Annotated in this window: 13 protein-coding genes and 3 pseudogenes; 7 read left to right on the top strand and 9 right to left on the bottom strand. The window is 70.1% G+C overall.

Annotated elements, in window-relative coordinates:
- Positions 1-77: 77 nt before the first annotated feature.
- The 5 genes and pseudogenes from ltrA to ACZ4YL_RS34130 all read right to left on the bottom strand — a co-directional run bounded on the left by ltrA (position 78) and on the right by ACZ4YL_RS34130 (position 5,070).
- Positions 78-1,472: a group II intron reverse transcriptase/maturase gene (gene ltrA, locus ACZ4YL_RS34150; protein WP_468121686.1), complete on the bottom strand. Its 1,395-nt coding sequence runs from the start codon at positions 1,470-1,472 to the stop codon at positions 78-80.
- A 716-nt stretch (positions 1,473-2,188) separates the two neighbouring features.
- A complete protein-coding gene (locus ACZ4YL_RS34145; RefSeq protein ID WP_468121684.1) occupies positions 2,189-2,914 on the bottom strand; it encodes a leucine-rich repeat domain-containing protein in 726 nt (241 codons plus the stop codon).
- An 84-nt stretch (positions 2,915-2,998) separates the two neighbouring features.
- A pseudogene (locus ACZ4YL_RS34140) lies at positions 2,999-3,244 on the bottom strand (ATP-binding protein); the annotation flags it as partial.
- Between the two features lie 846 nt (positions 3,245-4,090).
- Positions 4,091-4,327, bottom strand: a complete 237-nt coding sequence (locus ACZ4YL_RS34135) for a hypothetical protein (RefSeq protein ID WP_468121683.1) — start codon at positions 4,325-4,327, stop codon at positions 4,091-4,093.
- A gap of 170 nt (positions 4,328-4,497) precedes the next feature.
- Positions 4,498-5,070 (bottom strand): GntR family transcriptional regulator, encoded by a 573-nt coding sequence (locus ACZ4YL_RS34130; protein ID WP_468121682.1) that lies wholly within the window; start codon positions 5,068-5,070, stop codon positions 4,498-4,500.
- A 654-nt stretch (positions 5,071-5,724) separates the two neighbouring features.
- Here ACZ4YL_RS34130 and ACZ4YL_RS34125 point away from each other — a divergent pair.
- On the top strand, positions 5,725-6,810 hold the full coding sequence (locus ACZ4YL_RS34125; protein WP_468121681.1) for a hypothetical protein: 1,086 nt from the start codon (positions 5,725-5,727) through the stop codon (positions 6,808-6,810).
- 388 nt (positions 6,811-7,198) lie between these two features.
- On the opposite strand, the gene ACZ4YL_RS34120 is transcribed toward ACZ4YL_RS34125, so the two are convergent.
- Both ACZ4YL_RS34120 and ACZ4YL_RS34115 read right to left on the bottom strand, forming a co-directional pair.
- Entirely contained in the window at positions 7,199-7,390 is a 192-nt protein-coding gene (locus ACZ4YL_RS34120; RefSeq protein WP_468121680.1) for a hypothetical protein, read from the bottom strand.
- Between the two features lie 1,026 nt (positions 7,391-8,416).
- Positions 8,417-9,505: a sugar ABC transporter substrate-binding protein gene (locus ACZ4YL_RS34115; protein ID WP_468121679.1), complete on the bottom strand. Its 1,089-nt coding sequence runs from the start codon at positions 9,503-9,505 to the stop codon at positions 8,417-8,419.
- Positions 9,506-10,014: 509 nt separating this feature from the next.
- On the opposite strand from ACZ4YL_RS34115, the pseudogene ACZ4YL_RS34110 reads away from it, so the two are divergent.
- The 3 genes and pseudogenes from ACZ4YL_RS34110 to ACZ4YL_RS34100 all read left to right on the top strand — a co-directional run.
- Positions 10,015-10,406, top strand: a pseudogene (locus ACZ4YL_RS34110) (HNH endonuclease); the annotation flags it as partial.
- Between the two features lie 175 nt (positions 10,407-10,581).
- Positions 10,582-11,697 (top strand): tyrosine-type recombinase/integrase, encoded by a 1,116-nt coding sequence (locus tag ACZ4YL_RS34105; protein ID WP_468121678.1) that lies wholly within the window; start codon positions 10,582-10,584, stop codon positions 11,695-11,697.
- Positions 11,694-12,029, top strand: coding sequence for a helix-turn-helix domain-containing protein (locus tag ACZ4YL_RS34100; RefSeq protein WP_468121677.1), 336 nt, complete (start codon positions 11,694-11,696; stop codon positions 12,027-12,029). Before ACZ4YL_RS34105 ends, ACZ4YL_RS34100 begins: the two co-directional genes overlap by 4 nt.
- Positions 12,030-12,856: 827 nt before the next feature.
- On the opposite strand, the gene ACZ4YL_RS34095 is transcribed toward ACZ4YL_RS34100, so the two are convergent.
- The gene (locus ACZ4YL_RS34095) at positions 12,857-14,107 is read right to left on the bottom strand and encodes an MFS transporter (RefSeq protein WP_468121676.1); all 1,251 of its coding nucleotides are present in this window, start codon (positions 14,105-14,107) and stop codon (positions 12,857-12,859) included.
- Positions 14,108-14,296: 189 nt separating this feature from the next.
- On the opposite strand from ACZ4YL_RS34095, the pseudogene ACZ4YL_RS34090 reads away from it, so the two are divergent.
- Together ACZ4YL_RS34090 and ACZ4YL_RS34085 are read left to right on the top strand one after the other, a co-directional pair.
- A pseudogene (locus ACZ4YL_RS34090) lies at positions 14,297-14,587 on the top strand (HNH endonuclease); the annotation flags it as partial.
- A 318-nt stretch (positions 14,588-14,905) separates the two neighbouring features.
- Complete coding sequence (locus tag ACZ4YL_RS34085) at positions 14,906-15,685, top strand: hypothetical protein (protein WP_468121675.1); 780 nt, start codon at positions 14,906-14,908, stop codon at positions 15,683-15,685.
- Positions 15,686-17,031: 1,346 nt separating this feature from the next.
- Here ACZ4YL_RS34085 and ACZ4YL_RS34080 read toward each other — a convergent pair.
- Complete coding sequence (locus ACZ4YL_RS34080) at positions 17,032-17,247, bottom strand: hypothetical protein (RefSeq protein WP_468121674.1); 216 nt, start codon at positions 17,245-17,247, stop codon at positions 17,032-17,034.
- Between ACZ4YL_RS34080 and ACZ4YL_RS34075 the strand changes: the two genes are divergently transcribed.
- Positions 17,246-17,620 carry a hypothetical protein gene (locus tag ACZ4YL_RS34075; protein WP_468121673.1) on the top strand — a complete coding sequence of 125 codons (375 nt, stop codon included), beginning with the start codon at positions 17,246-17,248 and terminating at the stop codon, positions 17,618-17,620. The genes ACZ4YL_RS34080 and ACZ4YL_RS34075 overlap by 2 nt on opposite strands.
- Positions 17,621-17,678 lie beyond the last annotated feature (58 nt).

Below are 17,678 nucleotides of genomic sequence, written 5' to 3'. Positions count from 1 at the left end.
CCGGTCCGTTTCTCCGGACCTCTCGCCGAACCCGCCGTGCGTCTCTCAACGCAACGGGCTCTCCACGGTTTCTGCCGTCAGACGGGGTTCGCAGGCTGCCATGGGTTGGGGATCGTGCTGGCCCGGTATCGGTATCGGCTGACCGTGACCGATGCGATCCGGAACAGCTCGATCCCGTCTGCCGCAATGGGTCGCCACCGCCCGGTGGGGGTGGTGAACCGGCGGCGGACGTCGCCCCAACTCCATCGGTGACGTTCCCGCAGCATGCGGATGAGACGCCACCACACGAAGGCGTCGAGCCTGTCGAAGACATGCTTGGCGACCGCGTGCTTGAAATAGCTGGCCCAGCCGCGCATGATCTGAGCGAGTCTGATCAACACGGCGGCAAGATCCTGCTGCGATGTCCTGCCTGTCAGAGCACGGACCTTCGCCTTCAGCGACCGGATGGGCCGGTCGGCGATGAAGGTGTAGACGTGCCACTTGCTCGTGCCTCCTTTGCGTTTCCACTGGATGCGGAAGCCGAGGAAGTCGAACCCGTCACTCATGTGCACGATCTGGGTCTTGGCCTGCGACAGACGCAATCCCAGAGGTTCGAGCACGCCAGCGACTTCTTCGCGCAGTGCCACAGTGTCTGCCTCGGTGCCGTGCACCAGGACGACAAAGTCATCCGCGTAGCGGGCGACCCGCCACGTGGGTTGACCTTTGCGGCGCCGGTAGGCGCGTTTTCCTTCGGTGGCCATTGCCCCACCTGGCTCCCAGGGCCCGTGCAGGTGCTCATCGAGCGCCGACAGGGCGATGTTCGCCAGCAACGGGGACAGAATGCCGCCTTGCGGGGTGCCGGTCAGCGTTTCCATGTTCTCGCCGAGTTCCGTGAGGACTCCGGCTTTGAGAAAGGCCTTGACCAGCGACAGGACACGCTTGTCCTTCACCCGGCGACGCACCCGGTCCATGAGAGCCGTGTGGTCGATCGATTCGAAGCACGCCTCGATGTCCGCATCCAGCACCCAGCGATAACCCCGGGTGCCGAAATAGTGGATCTCAGCGATCACATCCTGGGCCCGCCGTCGGGGCCGGAACCCGTAGGAGACCGGCTTGAAGTCGGCCTCGAAGATCGGTTCCAGCACCAGCTTCAGCGCCGCCTGAACGACCCGGTCCGCGATCGTCGGAATCCCGAGCTTGCGGACCTTCCCCGAGCCTCCCGGCTTGGGAATACTGCGTTCCCGCACCGGCAAGGGACGGAACGAGCCGTCCTTGAGGTCGGCCCGCAGGTCGTTCAGGAACCCGGGAACACCAATCGACTCCTCGACATCGGTGGCTGTCAGGCCATCGACGCCGGGAGTCCGGGCTCCCCGGTTGCCCGCGACCCGGTCGAACGCCACCAACAGCGTCGCCGGGTCGTGCACGAGGTTGAACAGGTCATCGAACCGGCGGCCGGGATCGGCCACCGTCCAACGGTGAAGCTTGGTCTGCATCTCCAGTACCCGGGCCCGAGGGCCAGGAGCTCCGCCATTCGGCGGGGCGTCTTCCGGCATTGCAGCATCCTTCCCTTCTCGATACCGCTGCCGCCCTTCCCCATGCGGCCGGCTCTCCCGGCCTCGGAGTACTACGGCGGCTCCGCCCCGTCCCCAACCGATCGGCGGTCGATGCGCCCAGCCCCGGCAGTCTGCTGGCAGCAGACGACGGGGCGAGGTTCGGGACGGTTCCCGTGTTCACTGTGGTTCGCTCGATGAAGGAGGAGCCCGACTGTGTCCCTGCGGCATCGCCACGAGTACGCCGCAGGCTTTCCTCGGGGCCTCCCGGCCAGCTTTCGTAGACCGGCCCAGGAGTTGTCAGACCACCCGAAAGGATGACCTGCATACGCACCGCTACCGGCCCTGATCCGCCAGGTTCGAGCCGGAGGCACTTTAAGAGACGTAAACGCCGGTTCCTCGCGTACTCCTCTCCATCACGCTTGCCGGACCCGCCCCATCTGGCAGTACTGGACACGTCCCGGCTTTGTCAGGGCCGCTCTCACCCTCCCCGGCATCACCCGGATCAGGCTGCCCTCAGCTTCAACCCGACTGCTGCGACAGCGGGTTGGTGCAGGTCTTCCACCTCCACTCGAACCAACAGCGCCTCACGGCGCAAACAGAAGCTGAGCCAGAACCCGAGAAATTGCGGCACTGTGGCGCGAGGGGGGGCGTCGCTGTCAGGTCAGGACGAGGCAGCCCCGCCGTTCCAGCTCGCTGAGGAGCGGCAGGGAGGGATCGACCTCGTTCCATCGCAGATCCAGCTTCTCCAGCGATGGCATCAGGGCGAGCCAGTCGGGCAGCTGGCGGAGGCGGTTGCTCCGCAGGTCGATCTGACGCAGTCGCGGGAGGCCGGCCAGTGACTCCGGCACCCCGGTCAGGGAGTTCTCGCGTAGGTCCAGGTGGCGCAGTTCGTGCAGCTCGGCTGCCGACGACGGCAGGTGCTCGATCGCGTTCCCTCGGAGCCACAGCTCACGCAGGCAGCGGAGCCGGCCGATGGCATCGGGCAGGGCGGTGAGCCGGTTGTGCTGCGCCCTGAGCTCGATGAGGCTGCTCATCCCGCCTATGGTCTCTGGCAGGGTGGTGAGGGAGTTCTCACCAACGTTGAAGTAACGCAACCGGGTCAGGTTTCCCAGGGAGTCGGGAATCCGAGACAGCTGGTTGTCGTGCAGGTAGAGGCAGTCGCTGAGCTCGGTCAGCTTGCCGAGTTCTTCGGGCACCGACGCCAGCGCGTTGTGGCCCAGGTCCAGGGTCTTCAGCCGGTGGAGCTGCCCGATGTCCGGCGGGAGGGCCGTAAGTCCGTTGTCCGCGAGGATCAGCACATGGAGATCGGTCTGTCGCCAGACCGACTCGGACACCTCTCCGAGCTCTTGCCGCCACAAGTTCAGTGTGTGCCTCACGGCCATCTCCTTCGTCAACAGTCCTGGGCTCCGATTCTCGTCCGGGACCTCCCTGGGCGGCGACGGGGCCAGCAGACAGTCAGGGCAAGATCAACTGGCCGCGGCTTCGGCGCGGGCTCGGGTGCTGGCGAGGCGGTAGAAGTCGGTGCCGGTCTCGATGATGGTGCCGTTGAAGGTGAGGCGGTCCACGATGGCCGCGCAGAGGCGGGGGCCGGTGAACGTCTTGGTCCAGCCGCCGAAGGACTCGTTGGAGGCGATGGCGACGCTGTTCTTCTCCTCGCGTTCGGTCAGGACCTGGAAGAGGAGTTCGGCGCTGCGGCGGTCGAACTCGGCGTGCAGTGGGCCGGTTCGTGATTGCCGGGCAATCACGAACCCGGCGGGTGGCCGTGGCCGGGTGGCGGGTCCGCCGGGCCGAGGGGCGAAGGATTCCCGCAGGGCGGCGGTGTCCCGGCCGGGGCGCTGCTACTTCGACCAGTAGAACTCCAGGTTGTACTTGTCCGACAGGGTCAGGTGGTGGTCGTACGCATCGCTCTCCTCGTCTGCATGAGCAGCTGCGGAGACCGACAGGGCGGCCACGGGTAGGAACGTCAGGGGTCACGCCGTGACCGGCTCAGGGACAGGCCCGCGGTCTCGTGCCCGGACCAGTCGGCCCATCAGCCGCATGTGGCCGGCACCGTCCCCGCCAGTACACCGGCGCCGGTACGTCGCTGCCTGCCGGTCATCACCACCGCTCCCCCGTCCAGCGTTTACCGGCCGCGGGCCGCGCCCCTGGTGGGCACGGCCTGTTGCCGGTGGGCGGGGATGGCGGCTTCGGCCGGGGCCGGCAGGCCAGGGGCCTCGGCGGGGGGTGGTCGAGCGGGAGCGGGCCGCCATCGGGGAGACCCACAGCCGGGACGCGGACGCGGGCCGCGCGGTCAGCGGCGTGGTCAGGGCGTGGAGGGTCGCGTCGACGAGGCGGCCCGCCGGGGCCGTGCCCGTGGCCTGCTTCCAGGAGGTGCCGGCCGTCAGGCGGTTCGGGTGCTGGGGACGGCATGTGTGCTGTCGCACGCGGGGATGGTTCCACGACGTGGATCTTGTGCTCAGCTCCCCCGGCCTACACGGGGATACGCGAAGCCCCCTCGAGGAGGGGGCTTTCTTGCTGAGGACCCTGCCGCCGGGCAGGACCGGCGCATCCGGGCAGGTTCAGGCGAGGGAATCGTCGTCCCGAGGAATGAGTAGCACCCTCACCTCTCCCACCTCGGCTGACCAGCGCTCTCCCTGCTCAACGGCCGCCCGCCCCTCACCGAGTATCCGCGTGCGGATGTCGTGCGCCGACTCGCGTAGCGCCGTTGCCGGCCTGCCGGTCATGGCCGGGTCTCGGTCCAGAATCCGCTGCACTGACCTGTCGAGAGCGGCCACGGCTCCCTCAATGTCGTCCATTTTTCCACCCGCCGTGGCGAATGACGTCACTGTCCAGGCCATCCACAGAGCCATGCTTGAAGAGTAGGACGGGTAGGTGAGCCGCGGCTGGATGCGGAATCGTGTCGGACCCGCATGCCAGGCAGCAGGAAGCCCTCGATCCGCCGAGACCGGGGCCCTGGCTCGCACGACTATTCAGCGGCCGCGATGAAGTACCGAACAGCCGAGCCTGTACCGCGCGCTTCCACCACGCCAAGATCCAGTATCCGCTTCACCGCCTGCCGGATCGTGCCCAGCGAGACACCGAACTGGTTAACCAGAGCCGTACCGGACGGCAGCGCATCTCCTCGCGCCAGGCGGCCGGCCTCGGCCTCCTCGCTGATCGTCTCCGCCACGGCTTCATCCATGTTGCGCCAGCGCCGCCGAGGCGGGGTAAAGCCGCCGCGCGTGGCCTCGTAAAACCGGGCGGTGTTCGTCCGAGGGCAGAGCTGCTCGCCCGGCACGAGCTCGCGCAGACGGGACGGTGCACCACCCGAGTTGTACAGCGGGGCTTGCCTCCGGATTACCCGCAGCTCAGCCCGCTTGAGCTTGAGGCCCTCGCGCAGTACATCGTATGGGAGGGCGCCCTGCCGGGGTAGGCGGGTGCGCAGGAGATGCCCGATGGGGACATCCGGCGCGTTGGGGTGTGGCTGGCCAATCAGAAGCAGCGCCGCGGCCGACTCCACCCGGCACAGCTCACCGCCCTCGCCCACCTCGGCATCCACTGGGCGCAGTAGGCGAGCTCTCCCGCGCTGTCAGGCCCGCCTCGGGCTTGAGACCATCCCTGCGGACGCAAGGTCGACATGGCGAAGCCGGCCTCGATCGGCACGGTGCTCGGACCCTCCCCGCCGGCGCGGGGTCGATCTCGAAGGCGTCCAGACCCGAATCCAGACCATCGGACCATCCCCGCGGGCGCGGGGTCGACTTCCTGCGCGGCGGTGCGCACGTACGACGATGGGGACCATCGCCGCGACCGTGCGGACAGAGCAGAACGGGGCGGCCAGCAGGGCGTGTGGCCGCCGACCAGCGGCCGGGGACGGACGTACGCCGGACTCGCCGCTGTCCGCGCAAGGTGCCGCTGTGCGGCCGTCGCCCTGGGCCTGCCTGTACCCGTCACCCTCCGACGCCTGCCAGCAGCACCCGAAGCCGGTCGCGCACTCCGGCGGACGCGGACGGCGCTGCGGTCCGCGTGCTACCGGAGGATGAGCGCACACGGCTCGCCGCGGACCGTGCGGAGAACTGGGCCGTGTGGAAGGTGGAGGCGAGTGGATCTCGTGCGTGGCTCTGGCTTTAAGGACCCGGTTTCGACTGCAGATGACAGTCCGAGATATTCGAACAGTCCGGGCTTGATGACGCCTGACAGACCTCAGGCCTAAGGTATGCCGGTGATCTTCAAGAGGAAGCGGAAGGCTTCAGACCTCACCGCCGCTGTGTCCGAACTGCAGGAGGCGGTTGCCGCTCGCGACGGTGACCGCACCCAGCGTGCCTTCACCGCCATGATGAACGGTGTGCAGTCGGCGTCGGACCCTGAACGTGTCCTGGCAGGGCCCCGGCTGGCGGCGCTGCTCCCCGACTTCCCGCCCACCGGTCCGCGGCCGATGCTGGCGATGGCGGCCGGCTTCTGCGTCGAGCGCGGGGCCGATCCGGTGGCCTGCGCCGAGCCGATCCTCGACGGCGTCCACCGGGACCTGCTCGACGCCCTTGAGTTCGCCCGCCGCTGGACCGCCACCGGCGCAGCCGAGGGCGAACTGCCGGAGCCGGACGAGAAGATCATTGACGACGCCCTGCTGGCCCGCTTGGGCGGCGACGTGCACGAGGCCACGCAGCTGGCGCTGGCCTGGTGCGCGGTCGAAGAGTGGCAGCCGCCCGCGCTGGCCGTGCTGTGCCGCAGCGCCGAGGTGCGCCGCCGGCACGCATCCGCGATCCTTCCGGCCTGCCGCGACCTGGCGGCCCTGGAACGGCACGACCTCAAATGCCTGGCCTACGCGCTGGCGGTGCTGGACGACGAGCCCCTCCTGGTGCTGCACAGGCCCACCGGGACCGGGTTCGAGATACGCATCGGCGGCATCGGGGACAACTTCCAGCTGCACACACTCCTCGCCCACGTCCTCGTCGGCGGCGGCCACGTCCCCGGCACCAGGCCTTCAGCAGAGAGCATCCGCCTGGCCACGGACCCCGAGCCCGCCCGGGGACGTACCCAGGCCATCGCGACCGGGGCCTTCGAACTCCTCGCCCCGGACGGCGAACGGATCTGGAACGAGGGGCTGCCCGACGACATCCCCGTGGTGGAGGGACGCCGCCTGCTCGTGCTCGACGAGCCGGCATACCAGCGCAGCTGGAACGCCGACCGGTTCTTCCCGCACCTCCCGGGCACGGCCGAGCTGACTCGCGTCCTGACCGCGGACGAGACACGGACCTGGCTCGCCCGCACATCGACCGGCAACCTCATCCGTCGGCCTTCCTGACCCGGCGGACCGCGCCGTCACCACTCCGGGCGCCGGCTGGAGGGGCCAGAGGCGGGAGCTCGGACCTGGTCCCCTCTCACAAACCAGGGTCACACCAGGGCGCTGTCGGTTCTCGCGGGACAAAGCCACGTGCGCCGCAAACCGCAGCCTAGACAGTTCGTAGTTCCCGCGGTCAAGTGGCAGCGGCGCGGGAGCGGGTCGCTGCCGGGGAGACCCACAGCCGGGACGCGGGCGCGGGCGGCGCGGACGGCGGCACGGTCAGGTAGTGGAGGGCCTCGTCGACGAGGCGGCCCACCAGGGCACTACCCGAGGCCTGCTTCCAGGAGGTGCCGGCCGTCGGGCGGTTCAGGTTCCGGGCGACGACATGCGTGCCGTCGCCCTCGCCGATCTACTGCCTGCGGGCGGGCGGCAGGGGCCACTGGCGTGAGCCGACCGGGAGACCTGCCTCCTGCTCCGGCAGGACGTCCCTGACCATCGACACCATCCGGGAGTGCGCGGCCGGATACACCCCCAGCTGCTCCGAGGCGCGGGCCCGGTCACCGAGGTCGAGGTCGCGGGGGACGTCCAGGCCCTCGGTCAAAGGTCCCCAAGAGCGCTTCGCGTCCGTGCTCGCGGGCGCAGCCCAATCCTGGACATCCCTCCGTATGAGGGAGCCCCGACCAGCCGGGGGGGGTGGGCTGGCCGGGGCCTGCCCCGGCCAGCGGGGGGGTGCCGGCCGGGGGCATACGGGGCGGAGCCGCCAGGGCTCTCACTTCACAGCGGATCCCCCGACTCCCGCCGAACGATCCTCGCAGGCGGACACCCGCCAGGCCTGCCGGACACGCGTCCTGACCGAAACCACGCGAGCGGACCGCCCCCACACCGAGGACAGCCGCGTCGCCGGCGCCGATGGACGCGGCTGGAGGCGATGAACGCGTCGACCGCCGGAGCAGAGGCGAGGCGGGGCTGCCAGACCTGGCCGACCTCGTACAGTCCGGCGAGGAAGAACAGCCGGCGCGACTCCTCCAACGCAGCCCAGTCCGTTCGAACGCCGGGAGCAGCGCAGTAGGCATGGGGGGCGGTCAGGAGACGCCCGCCACCCGCCGCGGCGTGCGAGAAGGCGTTGGCCTGGCAGCGGCACGTGAGAGAAGTCGAAGGCGGCCATGCCGGCGGGCCCGGCAGCGAAGGCACTGTGCAGAAGCATTACGACCCCGCGCAGCACACGCTGGCCGAGCGAGAGCAGGCCAAGGCCGAGGAGCTGCTTGCTCGGCTTCGGCCGCGTCTCGCGCACCGCGGTGCAGCGCATGCGCCTGGCTTACCGCAAGCAGGGCCTGTGGGGGCTCCTCGGCCACCGCACGACCCGCGCCTCCGGCCCGGGGACGGGGCGGGCCGGCGAGCGGGTCGTCGGCGCGGTCCGCGAGGCGCTGCGCCGCCTGCGGCCGCGCCGAGGTGGGCTCCCCGCGAGTCGAGTGCCGCGGCCTTGCGGCTCGGATCACCGCGGTGAAGGCACTGCGCCGGGCGGAGCCGGAGCCGGAGCTGAGCCTGCCGGCAGTGGTGGAACTGCAGAAGGTCACGGCGCGGGGCTCGTCCGTCAGCCGGGACGGACGAGCCCCGCCCGCCTGCCTCCCTATTCCAGGCCGATCCCGTCGCACGTGGGCTTGAGGGCCTCGGTGCAGATCTCCTCGACGGTGTAGACGTTGTCGAGGACCAGGGTGCTCCTGATGTTGTCGCGGGTCACGGACACGCCGAGGATGAGGACGGCGGGGACTCGCTTGGTGGTGGGGCTGCTGACCACCTGGTTGATGATTCCGTCGATCTTCTCGCCCTGGGCGAGGAGGACGGCGAGTTCGGCCGCGGCCTCGGCCTCGCGGGAGTAGGGCTTGTAGACGCTCATGAACTGCTCGCCCGCCACTATTCGCTGCACGGCGGGGAGGTCGGTGTCCTGACCGGTGACCGGCGGCAGGGGGGAGACTCCGGCGGCCTTGAGGGCGGAGATGATGCCGCCGGCCATGCCGTCGTTGGCGGAGTAGACGCCAACGATCTTGTCCTTGCCGAGTGCGGAGATCGCCGCCGTCATGTTGGCGCTCGCGTTCTCCCGCTTCCACTCGGCGGTGTCGTACTCCTTGCCGATGTTCACCTTGCCGTCGAGGACGGTGCGGGCGCCGGCCTTGTAGCGGGCGGCGTTGGGGTCGGTGAGGGCGCCGTGCATCATGACTATCTTCCCGTTTCTGGCTCTGTCGCCCAGGGAATCCAGCAGGGTCTTGCCCTGGAGGCGGCCGATGTCCTCGTTGTCGAAGGAGACGTACGCATCGACCGGGCCCTCGGCCAGGCGGTCGTAGGCGACGACTGGGATGCCCGCCGCCTTGGCCTTCGTCACCGCGCCGGCGATCGCCTTGGAGTCCACCGCGTCGACGACCAGGACATCGACCTTGCTCTCGATCATCGCGTCGGCCTGGGCGTTCTGCTTGGCCGCGTCCCCCATCGCGTTGGCGTAGACCACCTTGCCCTTGCCGAGGGTCAGCAGGGCGACCTTCTTCTCCATCAGCGGCTTGTCGAACTTCTCGTACCGCGCGGTCTCGTTCTCGGGGAGCAGCAGGCCGATCCTGACACTGTTGCTACCGCTCGCCTTGCCCTCCTCGGTGGTGCCGCAGGCGGCGAGGGTGGCGGTGAGCGCCAGCGCGGTCAGAGCCGTGGGGGTGCGCAGATACGGGTTCATGCGGTGGGACCTCCCTGACGTGGCCGAATTCGTACGGCCGAGGTGGCGCGGAAACACCGTGCCCTTTCCGCTGCGCCGGAGGGTACCGCCTGCCTGCGGGAGCGTAGACGGCGAGGCCGGGACCGAGCTCCACCGAGCGTTCTCGCGAGGCGACAGTGGTTTCGCCGCTGACGCACAGCACGATCGGGGATGCGCCGGCCGCAAGCGTGCGGGGCGCGTCCGAGCGTACGAGCGTACGAGGTCGGACCGCGAAAGCCTGGAATCGTCCACAGGTGCCGGGTACACGTGCTCCCCGGTTGCCGCGTCCCGCCGTGCGGGCGAGCGCCCGGACCGGTGGCGCGGTGAAGCGGACGGTCTCCAGCAGCTCGGCCGCATCCACGTGTTTCGACGTCGGGCCGCAGCGCAGGACGTTGCCCGAGCTCGCCGTGATCTCCACGCCGAGGGCCGCAGAGGTAGGCGTGCGCGATGCCCGCACCGAGGAACAGGGCCTGCCTGGGTGCCGGCTCCACATGGTTCAGTATCAGGGCGGGCAGCAGGAACGTGTGGCCGCCGGACTGGCCCTGGCCGTACTCCCCCTGTCCCTGCCCACCACCGCTCACGCTGCCGCGTCCGACATTCTGCCGATCGGTGTCGCGGTCACCGCGCTGCCGGTGGCCGGCAAGTCGAGGGCCGGCTGCCAGCGCACCTCTTTCCGGCACTGGAACACCGGCGACAACCCGACCGACGGCTGCAACACCCGAGCCGAAGTCCTGATCGCCGAAGCCGTGGAGCCCCCAGCCGTCGGACGCGGCTGCACGCTGACCGGGGGCAGCTGGTTCTCGTACTACGACGAGCAGAACGTCACCCGGCCGGCTCGCTCGACATCGACCACATGGTGCCCCTCGCCCAAGCATGGGATTCCAAGTAGGCGGAGTTGGGTTGGACGCATCATTCCGCGTCCGCCGCTGGCCGTGCGATACGGCCTGGGGGCAGGGGTGTCGCTCGTCTGGGCGATGGCATGAGTTTCTGGACCTGGGGCGGTGTAGCCGACGCCACGATGTTGCATTCAGTGCAACCGTCGGAAGTGTGGGGTGGGTATGGCCGATGTGCCGGGCGCGCTCCGGCTGGTCCGCGCGGACAACGTCCGCGCCCTGGACCCGGAGCCCGCCATGTTCGACGCGATGCTGTGCGGGTGGGAGCAACAGCAGCGAAGCCGGCTCCTGGCGAAGAAGACAATCGCGGACCGGCTGAGCCTGATGCGTCGGTTCGCCGAGTCCACGGGTACGTACCCGTGGGACTGGACCCCGGAGGACGTCGAGGCGTACTTCTCGTCCCGGCTCACTCGAGGTGAACTGGCCTGGTCCACGGTGCGGGGGCAGCAGGGCTCCCTGGAACTGTTCTGCGCATTCGTCACCGATCCGCGTTACGGCTGGGCCGCGGGCTGCCTGGAGGAGTTCGGCCGGTTCCCGGTCCAGGTCTGCCACGACTGGAACACCGCTCAACACGTCGCTGCCTATGAGGGACGCCCCGGTCGGCGCGCGTTCACCTACGACGAACTACAGACCCTCTTCGATGCGGCGGACGACCGGGTCGAGCAGATCCGCAAGCGGGGCCGCAAGGGAGTGTTAGCCGCTTGGCGGGACTCGGTGCTGGTCAAGCAGGTGTACGCGTACGGGACCCGCCGCCGGGAGACGTCGATGCTCGACCTCCCGGATCTGCGACACAACCCGCGCGCACCCCAGTACGGGCGGCTCGGGGCCCTGGAAGTCCGGTACGGGAAGGCCTCACGAGGATGTCCACCAAAGCGCCGCACCGTCCTGACGGTGCCGGAGCTCGACTGGATCGTCCCGGTCGTCCAGGAGTGGGTCGAGGAGGTCCGGAGCGGCTTCTCCCCGGGCCGTCACCCCGCGCTGTGGGTGTCGGAGCGCCGCAGCCGACTGGGAGGGCGGCGCCTCGACGAGATCTTCTCCAACCTCCGCGAGCACGCCGATCTCCCGGCGGAGCTGGACCTTCACTGTCTACGGCACACCTACATCACGCACCTGATCGAGTTCGGATACCCGGAGCGATTCGTCCAGGAGCAGGTCGGCCACTCCTACGCGGCAACGACCGCCCTGTACACGTGGGTGTCGGACGAGTACCGCAACCGGCTGATCGAGGCCTCGCTCCGCAAACGTCTGGAACCCACTGGTGGAGGGGTGTTGCCGCGGTGATGAAACGGATGGGCTTCACGTGGAACCTGCGCCGGCTGATGGCGGAGCGGGACATGTACCAGACCACCGACCTGGTGCCCCTGCTGGCCGAGTACGGGGTGCATCTTTCACGCGAGCAGGTGTTCCGGCTGGTCACCCAGCCTCCGCAGCGGCTGTCGATGGACACCCTCGCCGCCCTCTGCGGCATCCTCGGCGTCACCCCGGCGGACCTGATCGAGGTTGCCGAAACCCATGTGCAGGTCGCGAAGCCGGCCGCGACCGGCGAGACCGCCGGTACGGCGAAGGCTCCGCCCGCCCGGCGCGTTCGCGTCCTGCGCCCGGGTGATCGGTGAGCGGCCCGGTGCCCGTACCGGCCGCCTGGGAGGAACTCGCGGAGCGGATCACCCGGTTCCTGCCCGACCTCGCGCCCGACGAGGCGGATCGGGTTGTGGCCGGGCTGACCCCGTCGGCCCGGGGACGGATTCGCGCCCACCTGACAGCTACCCCGGACGCCCTGGTCACCGGGGAGTCCCTCGCTCCGCGATCAGTCCAGGCCCTCATCACCACCCTCGCCGAACTCGGTGTCGCTGGGGTACGGGCGCCGGCCTGTCTGCGATGTGACCGCGTCCGGCCGTTGCGTCGAGCGGTGCCCGGCGGCAGGGTCTGCCTCGGCTGCCAGGGCGTCCTGGCCGCACAGTCCGACGTCGGCCCTTGCGCTGCCTGCGGAGAGAGCCGTCCCCGCCCGAGTCACAAGACCTGCGGACCATGCCGCCGGGATCAGCTGTCGGCCGGCAGGGCCTGCTCGGCCTGTGGGAATCGCTCGTTCATGGATCCGTGCGCGAACTGCCGGCCACGGCCGACAGTGCCGTGCGCGCTGTGCGGGGTCAGCGCACCGGTGTGTGCCCGTTGGCCGCTCGGGCCGGTCTGCACGCCCTGCTACCGCGAGGCCCGGCGCCGGCCCGGCCTGTGGCCAGCGCCGCGTGCTGATCGCTCGTGCCGACAGCCGCAGAGTCTGCGGGCCGTGCAACGGGCACACGGACCCACACGCGTGCCCGCGCTGCGGCGAACCCCGCTCCTACCAGGTTAAAGGGTGTTTCCCGAAGCTGGACGAGATTCCGGACACGGTGGTCGATTTCGCGCGCCGCGCGATGAACCCGCCGGAGGGCACCGTACTACCTGGTCACCCTGTCACTTCCGCGGCAACGCCCTGCTGCGGCCGGGTCCGCATGCCCCAGCGGGTAAGAGATGGGCCAGCAGCGCCCAGTGCCGCGAAGAACAACGCCAGCAGCAGCCAGCCCGCCGTGCCGAGACCGAGCACCACGGTGGTGAGAATCGCGGGGGCAAGAGCCTGGCCCGCGTTGAAGCCGAGGCCGAGGACACCTTGGTACTGGCCCTGGGCATGGTCGGGGGCAAGACCGAAACCCAGGGCGAAGCACGCCGAGGACTCCCAGACCTCTCCCAGGCTATGGACGAAGATCGCCGCCAGGACCAGTCCTGCTGCCGCCCAGACAGGGGCGTACGCCGCCAGCGCCATCATCGGACAGCTGACGAGGAAGAGCAGCCCCGCAGTGCGAAACGCCCTGCCGCCGTCGTACGGGGTCTCGATACGCGAGCCGATCCTGGTCTGCATCAGCACACAGAAGAGGGAGTTGACGGCGAACAGCGCGGCCACCGTCCAGCGCGGCGCTTCGGTGTGCTGGGAGATCCAGATCGGCAGGAGCAGCGAGACCACCGGGTACTGCAGTCCCATGGCCCCGTAGAGGGCGGTGAACGCCAGGAAGGGACGATCCGTGAAGGCGAGCCAGCGCCGCTGCTGCGGCGGCGCTGGCAGCACCGGATAGCGGGGCAGCAGAAACAGAAGCACCGCGCACAAGGCGAAGCTCGCCGCGTTTCCGAGGATCAGCGTGACATAGGCGCTGCGGGTGTCTGCGGCCAGCGCCAGTCCCGCACCCACCGTTCCCAGGACGACGCCCAGGTTGACGAACGTGCGCAGCTTGGCACGGAACAGGGCCGGGCGATCACCCCCGACCCGGACCACCAGAGCGCCCCAGGCCGCCCCACCCGCCGCCGCGGCGATCTGGTCGACCGTCGCGATGATCGTGAGTGCGGCCCAGCTCTCGACGAGGACGAGGGCCGCCATCGACACCGCCTGGACCGCAAGGGCCAACATCATGATCGTGCGCGCCCCTCGCCGGTCGGCGAGATGCCCGCCTGGTATCCCCGCGCACAAGCCGATCAGTCCGGCGATGGTGAGCGCGGCGCCGACCTGCACCGCGGGCAGGCCTACGACCAAGGTGAAATAGAGCGCCGACGCCGCGTTGAACAGACCGTTGCCGACCCGGTTGGTGAAACTGGCGGCGATCAGCACGCGCTCCGGCTTGCTGTCCCCTGCCATGCGGCCTATTCGGCCTGCCAGGCCACCCTTGATCATGGACGGCAGGCTAGCAGCGGTCACAACCCCGCCGCAGTTGCACCAAGATCGCGTGCCCTCATTGCGACACGGGCTCCGCCGTAACGCGGCGATCGGAGCCATCAGGCGCAGCGGGGCACTCTCAGCTCGTTCCGCGAGCCCCTCAAATGGAATACAGCACGGTATGAATGACGCTCCCCACCAGCAGATGCCAGCGTCTGGACGCCCGCGCGCCGCGAGGCGTACGCCAACGACCAGGACCAGGGCCAGGAATCCAGCCTGGTCGCCGTCACCGCGCGGTCCAACATGCAGAAGGCCGACCAGGACCCGGCCGAATGGCTCCCGCCGTCCTCGGAGACGGCCCTGTGCCGGTACGCCTCCGAATGGACCGCCACCAAGCTCCGGTGGGGTCTCGCGGTGGGCGAGCCGGAGCGGGACATGCTGCTGGACATCGCGGCCGGCTGCGGCGGGAACACCGTCGCCTACGCCCCCGCCCCGTAGCCCGGCGCCCCCGGTCCGCTGCCGAAATCCCCGGCAGCGGACCGGATGCATCCGATGCAGGGGCTCTGTCGGCCGGTGCCATGCATTCCGCATTGAGGGTGGATGCGCCACGCGCTTGCGAACGGGCGCAGCTTGCGCTGTGGGCGCCGCGGCGGCTCGGCATATGCGTCGGCCGGACGGCATCCGGGCCGGACGGCATCCGGGCCGGACGGCGCCAGTGGCCGGATCGGCGGCCTTTCGTTGCCGGCGTGTGGCCGGATACGACTGGGCACCCGTGCCCCGCCCCACTCCCGCCGATCGCCATGGAGGCGCACCCCGATGACCCCAGTCGGCATGACCAGCTTCGACGACGTCTACGCTCTCCCCGACCCCCGCGGGTACTTCACCGCCCTGGGGCCGTACGAGTACCAGACCCCAGGCCACGCCCAGCCGGTCTTCCGCGCGCTTGCCGCCGAACTCGGGCCGGGGCGGCGTACGGTCCTCGACCTGTGCTGCTCCTACGGGATCAACGCTGCCCTCCTCAACCACGACGTCAGCCTCGAAGAACTCTTCGCGCACTACACCTCGGCCCGTGCGGCCGAACTCACCACCGCCCAACTCGCCGACCGCGACCGTGACTTCTACGCGGTCCGCCGCCGCCCCGACGCCCTGCGGGCCATCGGCATCGACGTCTCGCGCCCCGCCCTGGACTACGCCGTGGCCGTCGGGCTGCTCGACGAGGGGCACTGTGTGGACCTGGAGCGCACCGAGCCGGGGGAGCGGCTGCGCGGCTCGCTGGACGGGACGGGCCTGATCACCGTCACTGGCGGCACCAGCTTCCTCACCGAGCGCACCTTCGCCCGGCTGTTCGCCGCTATCGGCCACCCCGTGCCGGTGGCTGCCTTCGTCCTGCGCACCCACGACTACGGGGAGATCTCCGGTTGCCTGGAGTCGTACGGCCTCACCGTCGAGCGGGCCGCCACCACTCAGCCGCAGCGGCGCTTCACCGACCCCCGGGAGCAGGAGCGCGCGGTGGCCACCGTCACCGCGTCCGGAGAAGACCCGGCAGGGAAGGAGTCGGCGGGGTACTTCCATACCCGGCTGCACCTGGCCCGTTGAACACGCCCCCGGAACCGAGGGGGCGGACCCGCCTTCACCGTGACCTCGCAGCACGACCAGACGGCCCCCGTCGGCACGGTCCGGCAACGGTGCCGCCGTCTCCGGCTCACGCGCCGCCGAGACACTCCGAGATGTCCGGTGAACCCTTTGCAGGCGAGAGCGAGCGCCGTGGGCAGGTCCCCTTCCGCATGTGCGGCCCAGGCGCCCTCCCCCTGCTCGCGGTACTCCTTGGTTGCGAGGGTGGCGGACAGGCCTGCGGACTCCGGGCCGGCTCGCGGGTCAGGGGCGACGGTGGTGCGCTCGGGGGTGGCGAGCGTGCAGTGGACGGGGAGGCCGGGTCCGGGCGCTGTGTTGGCACCCGGCGGCTGCCGTCAGCTGAACACGGCGGCGGCCGCGAGCCCGAGGTAGACCAGGGCGACGAGGTACCGGGCCCTCCACGACTCCTTCATCCGGCTCCCCTTCACCTACCCGCCGGACGTCCTGGCCGAAGCGGTCCAGAGGCTGACCCGGGCGTGGGCCGACTTCCGCCGGCACGGCCCCGCCCCTGAACAGGGATCCCCGCTGGTCTGAACCCGTTCCCTGGAGCCTGGAGCCGGTCGAGGAACGCTTGATGTAGCCCCGCCGAACGCGCCGACGCTGAACGCCAGCGGTAACGCCCCACAGGCGTACGGGGACGCCGCCCCCTCTCCCCGCTGCCGCTGCCGAACACCGGGCGGATGGTGGCTGGTGCGCGCGGGCCCGGACAGCGAGCCACGCGTGCGCTGCCGCCTGCCCTCACAGCGCCACAGGGCCTGGTCTTGCCACAGATGTCGAAGGTCGAGCTGTACGCGGCGATCCGGCGCGACCACCGCGGCGCACACCCTTCAACCGCGTTCCCAGTAGGTACAGGAGTATGGGATGCCCGCAGCCTCTGCGGTCGGGTCGGGACAGCGCGAAGGAGTGCCACTCGGAACGGGAGCCCGCTCCCAGTGGGTCGACCCCGAACCAGGATTCTCGGATTCATCCAGGTAGAGGGTGAATGCACCGCATAACACCACGAGAGCCAACCATCCCGCCCCTGCCCACAACCAGACCTTCCGCGACACGGCTCCCCCTCGGCCTCAGTTCACCCCGGGGACAGTCTGCCTGGCAGACCCGCGCGGCGCTCACCTCCAGCCCATCCCCTGGGTGTCCTCGACGGGCCCACGCCGCTCCGGTCGACTTCGGCCCGGAGGACAGGTGCAGTCGAATCCGGCCACCCCCGTCTTCGGCATCACGGCCGCAAGCGCCGGGCCCAGCTCGGCATCCAGCGGCCGTCCCGGAGCCGGATCGATCCGAGAAGACCCGCAAGGGCGCCTCCGGGGTCTTCAAGCCCGCCGGCCCCACTTCAACAGGCCGTCGTGGCACAGCAGAGAGTCGACCAGGTCGGCCGGAAAGCGCAGGCCCATCTGCGCCTGCGCCGCCTCGATCCGGTCGGGGTGCGCGGGCGCCGCGAGGATCTCGTACGAGGCGGGGGCGTACATGCCCAGCCAGGCATCCATGCGGTCCCGCGACGAACGGACCGACGGCACAGGAGAACTCATGGCGCCGAGCATGGCCCCCACACCCGACAACGACCTTGCCGGGGCACCAGCCTCAGCGGCTGAGACCGAGCACACCTGCTCCCCGGGCGAGGTGTCCATCACGCACTGCGCGGACAGGACCTCCGCTCCGCGGGTCCAGGAGTGGGTGGACTTCCGCAACGCCCCGCACGCCGGCGCGGTGGGCAAGGGCCTGCTCCACCAGCTCGGCTTCGACAGCCGTATGGACCACCACCTGTCGCAGCGCAAGGCCGTGAAGCCGGCGCCCCGGACCATCGCCGACTCCTCGGCACTGTTCCGGTCCATCGACCATGGCCTGTCTGCCCGCCTGCGGCCACCCTGGACGGCAATACGGGCACCGACATGGTGGCGGTGACCACCGGCCTCATCTCCCCCAGGGAGGCGTTCGCCGACGTCGCGGTCCTTCGACGACA

Source organism: Streptomyces sp. NPDC030021, assembly GCF_055574035.1.
This window is presented reverse-complemented; position numbering and strand designations above follow the sequence as displayed.

Bases quoted from the DNA above. Each gene is read 5' to 3' on its own strand.
- ltrA (WP_468121686.1), bottom strand. From the start codon at position 1,472: ATGCAGACCAAGCTTCACCGTTGGACGGTGGCCGATCCCGGCCGCCGG.
- ACZ4YL_RS34145 (WP_468121684.1), bottom strand. From the start codon at position 2,914: ATGGCCGTGAGGCACACACTGAACTTGTGGCGGCAAGAGCTCGGAGAG.
- ACZ4YL_RS34135 (WP_468121683.1), bottom strand. From the start codon at position 4,327: ATGGACGACATTGAGGGAGCCGTGGCCGCTCTCGACAGGTCAGTGCAG.
- ACZ4YL_RS34125 (WP_468121681.1), top strand. From the start codon at position 5,725: ATGCCGGTGATCTTCAAGAGGAAGCGGAAGGCTTCAGACCTCACCGCC.
- ACZ4YL_RS34115 (WP_468121679.1), bottom strand. From the start codon at position 9,505: ATGAACCCGTATCTGCGCACCCCCACGGCTCTGACCGCGCTGGCGCTC.
- ACZ4YL_RS34105 (WP_468121678.1), top strand. From the start codon at position 10,582: ATGGCCGATGTGCCGGGCGCGCTCCGGCTGGTCCGCGCGGACAACGTC.
- ACZ4YL_RS34095 (WP_468121676.1), bottom strand. From the start codon at position 14,107: ATGATCAAGGGTGGCCTGGCAGGCCGAATAGGCCGCATGGCAGGGGAC.
- ACZ4YL_RS34085 (WP_468121675.1), top strand. From the start codon at position 14,906: ATGACCCCAGTCGGCATGACCAGCTTCGACGACGTCTACGCTCTCCCC.
- ACZ4YL_RS34075 (WP_468121673.1), top strand. From the start codon at position 17,246: ATGGCGCCGAGCATGGCCCCCACACCCGACAACGACCTTGCCGGGGCA.
- ACZ4YL_RS34080 (WP_468121674.1), bottom strand. From the start codon at position 17,247: ATGAGTTCTCCTGTGCCGTCGGTCCGTTCGTCGCGGGACCGCATGGAT.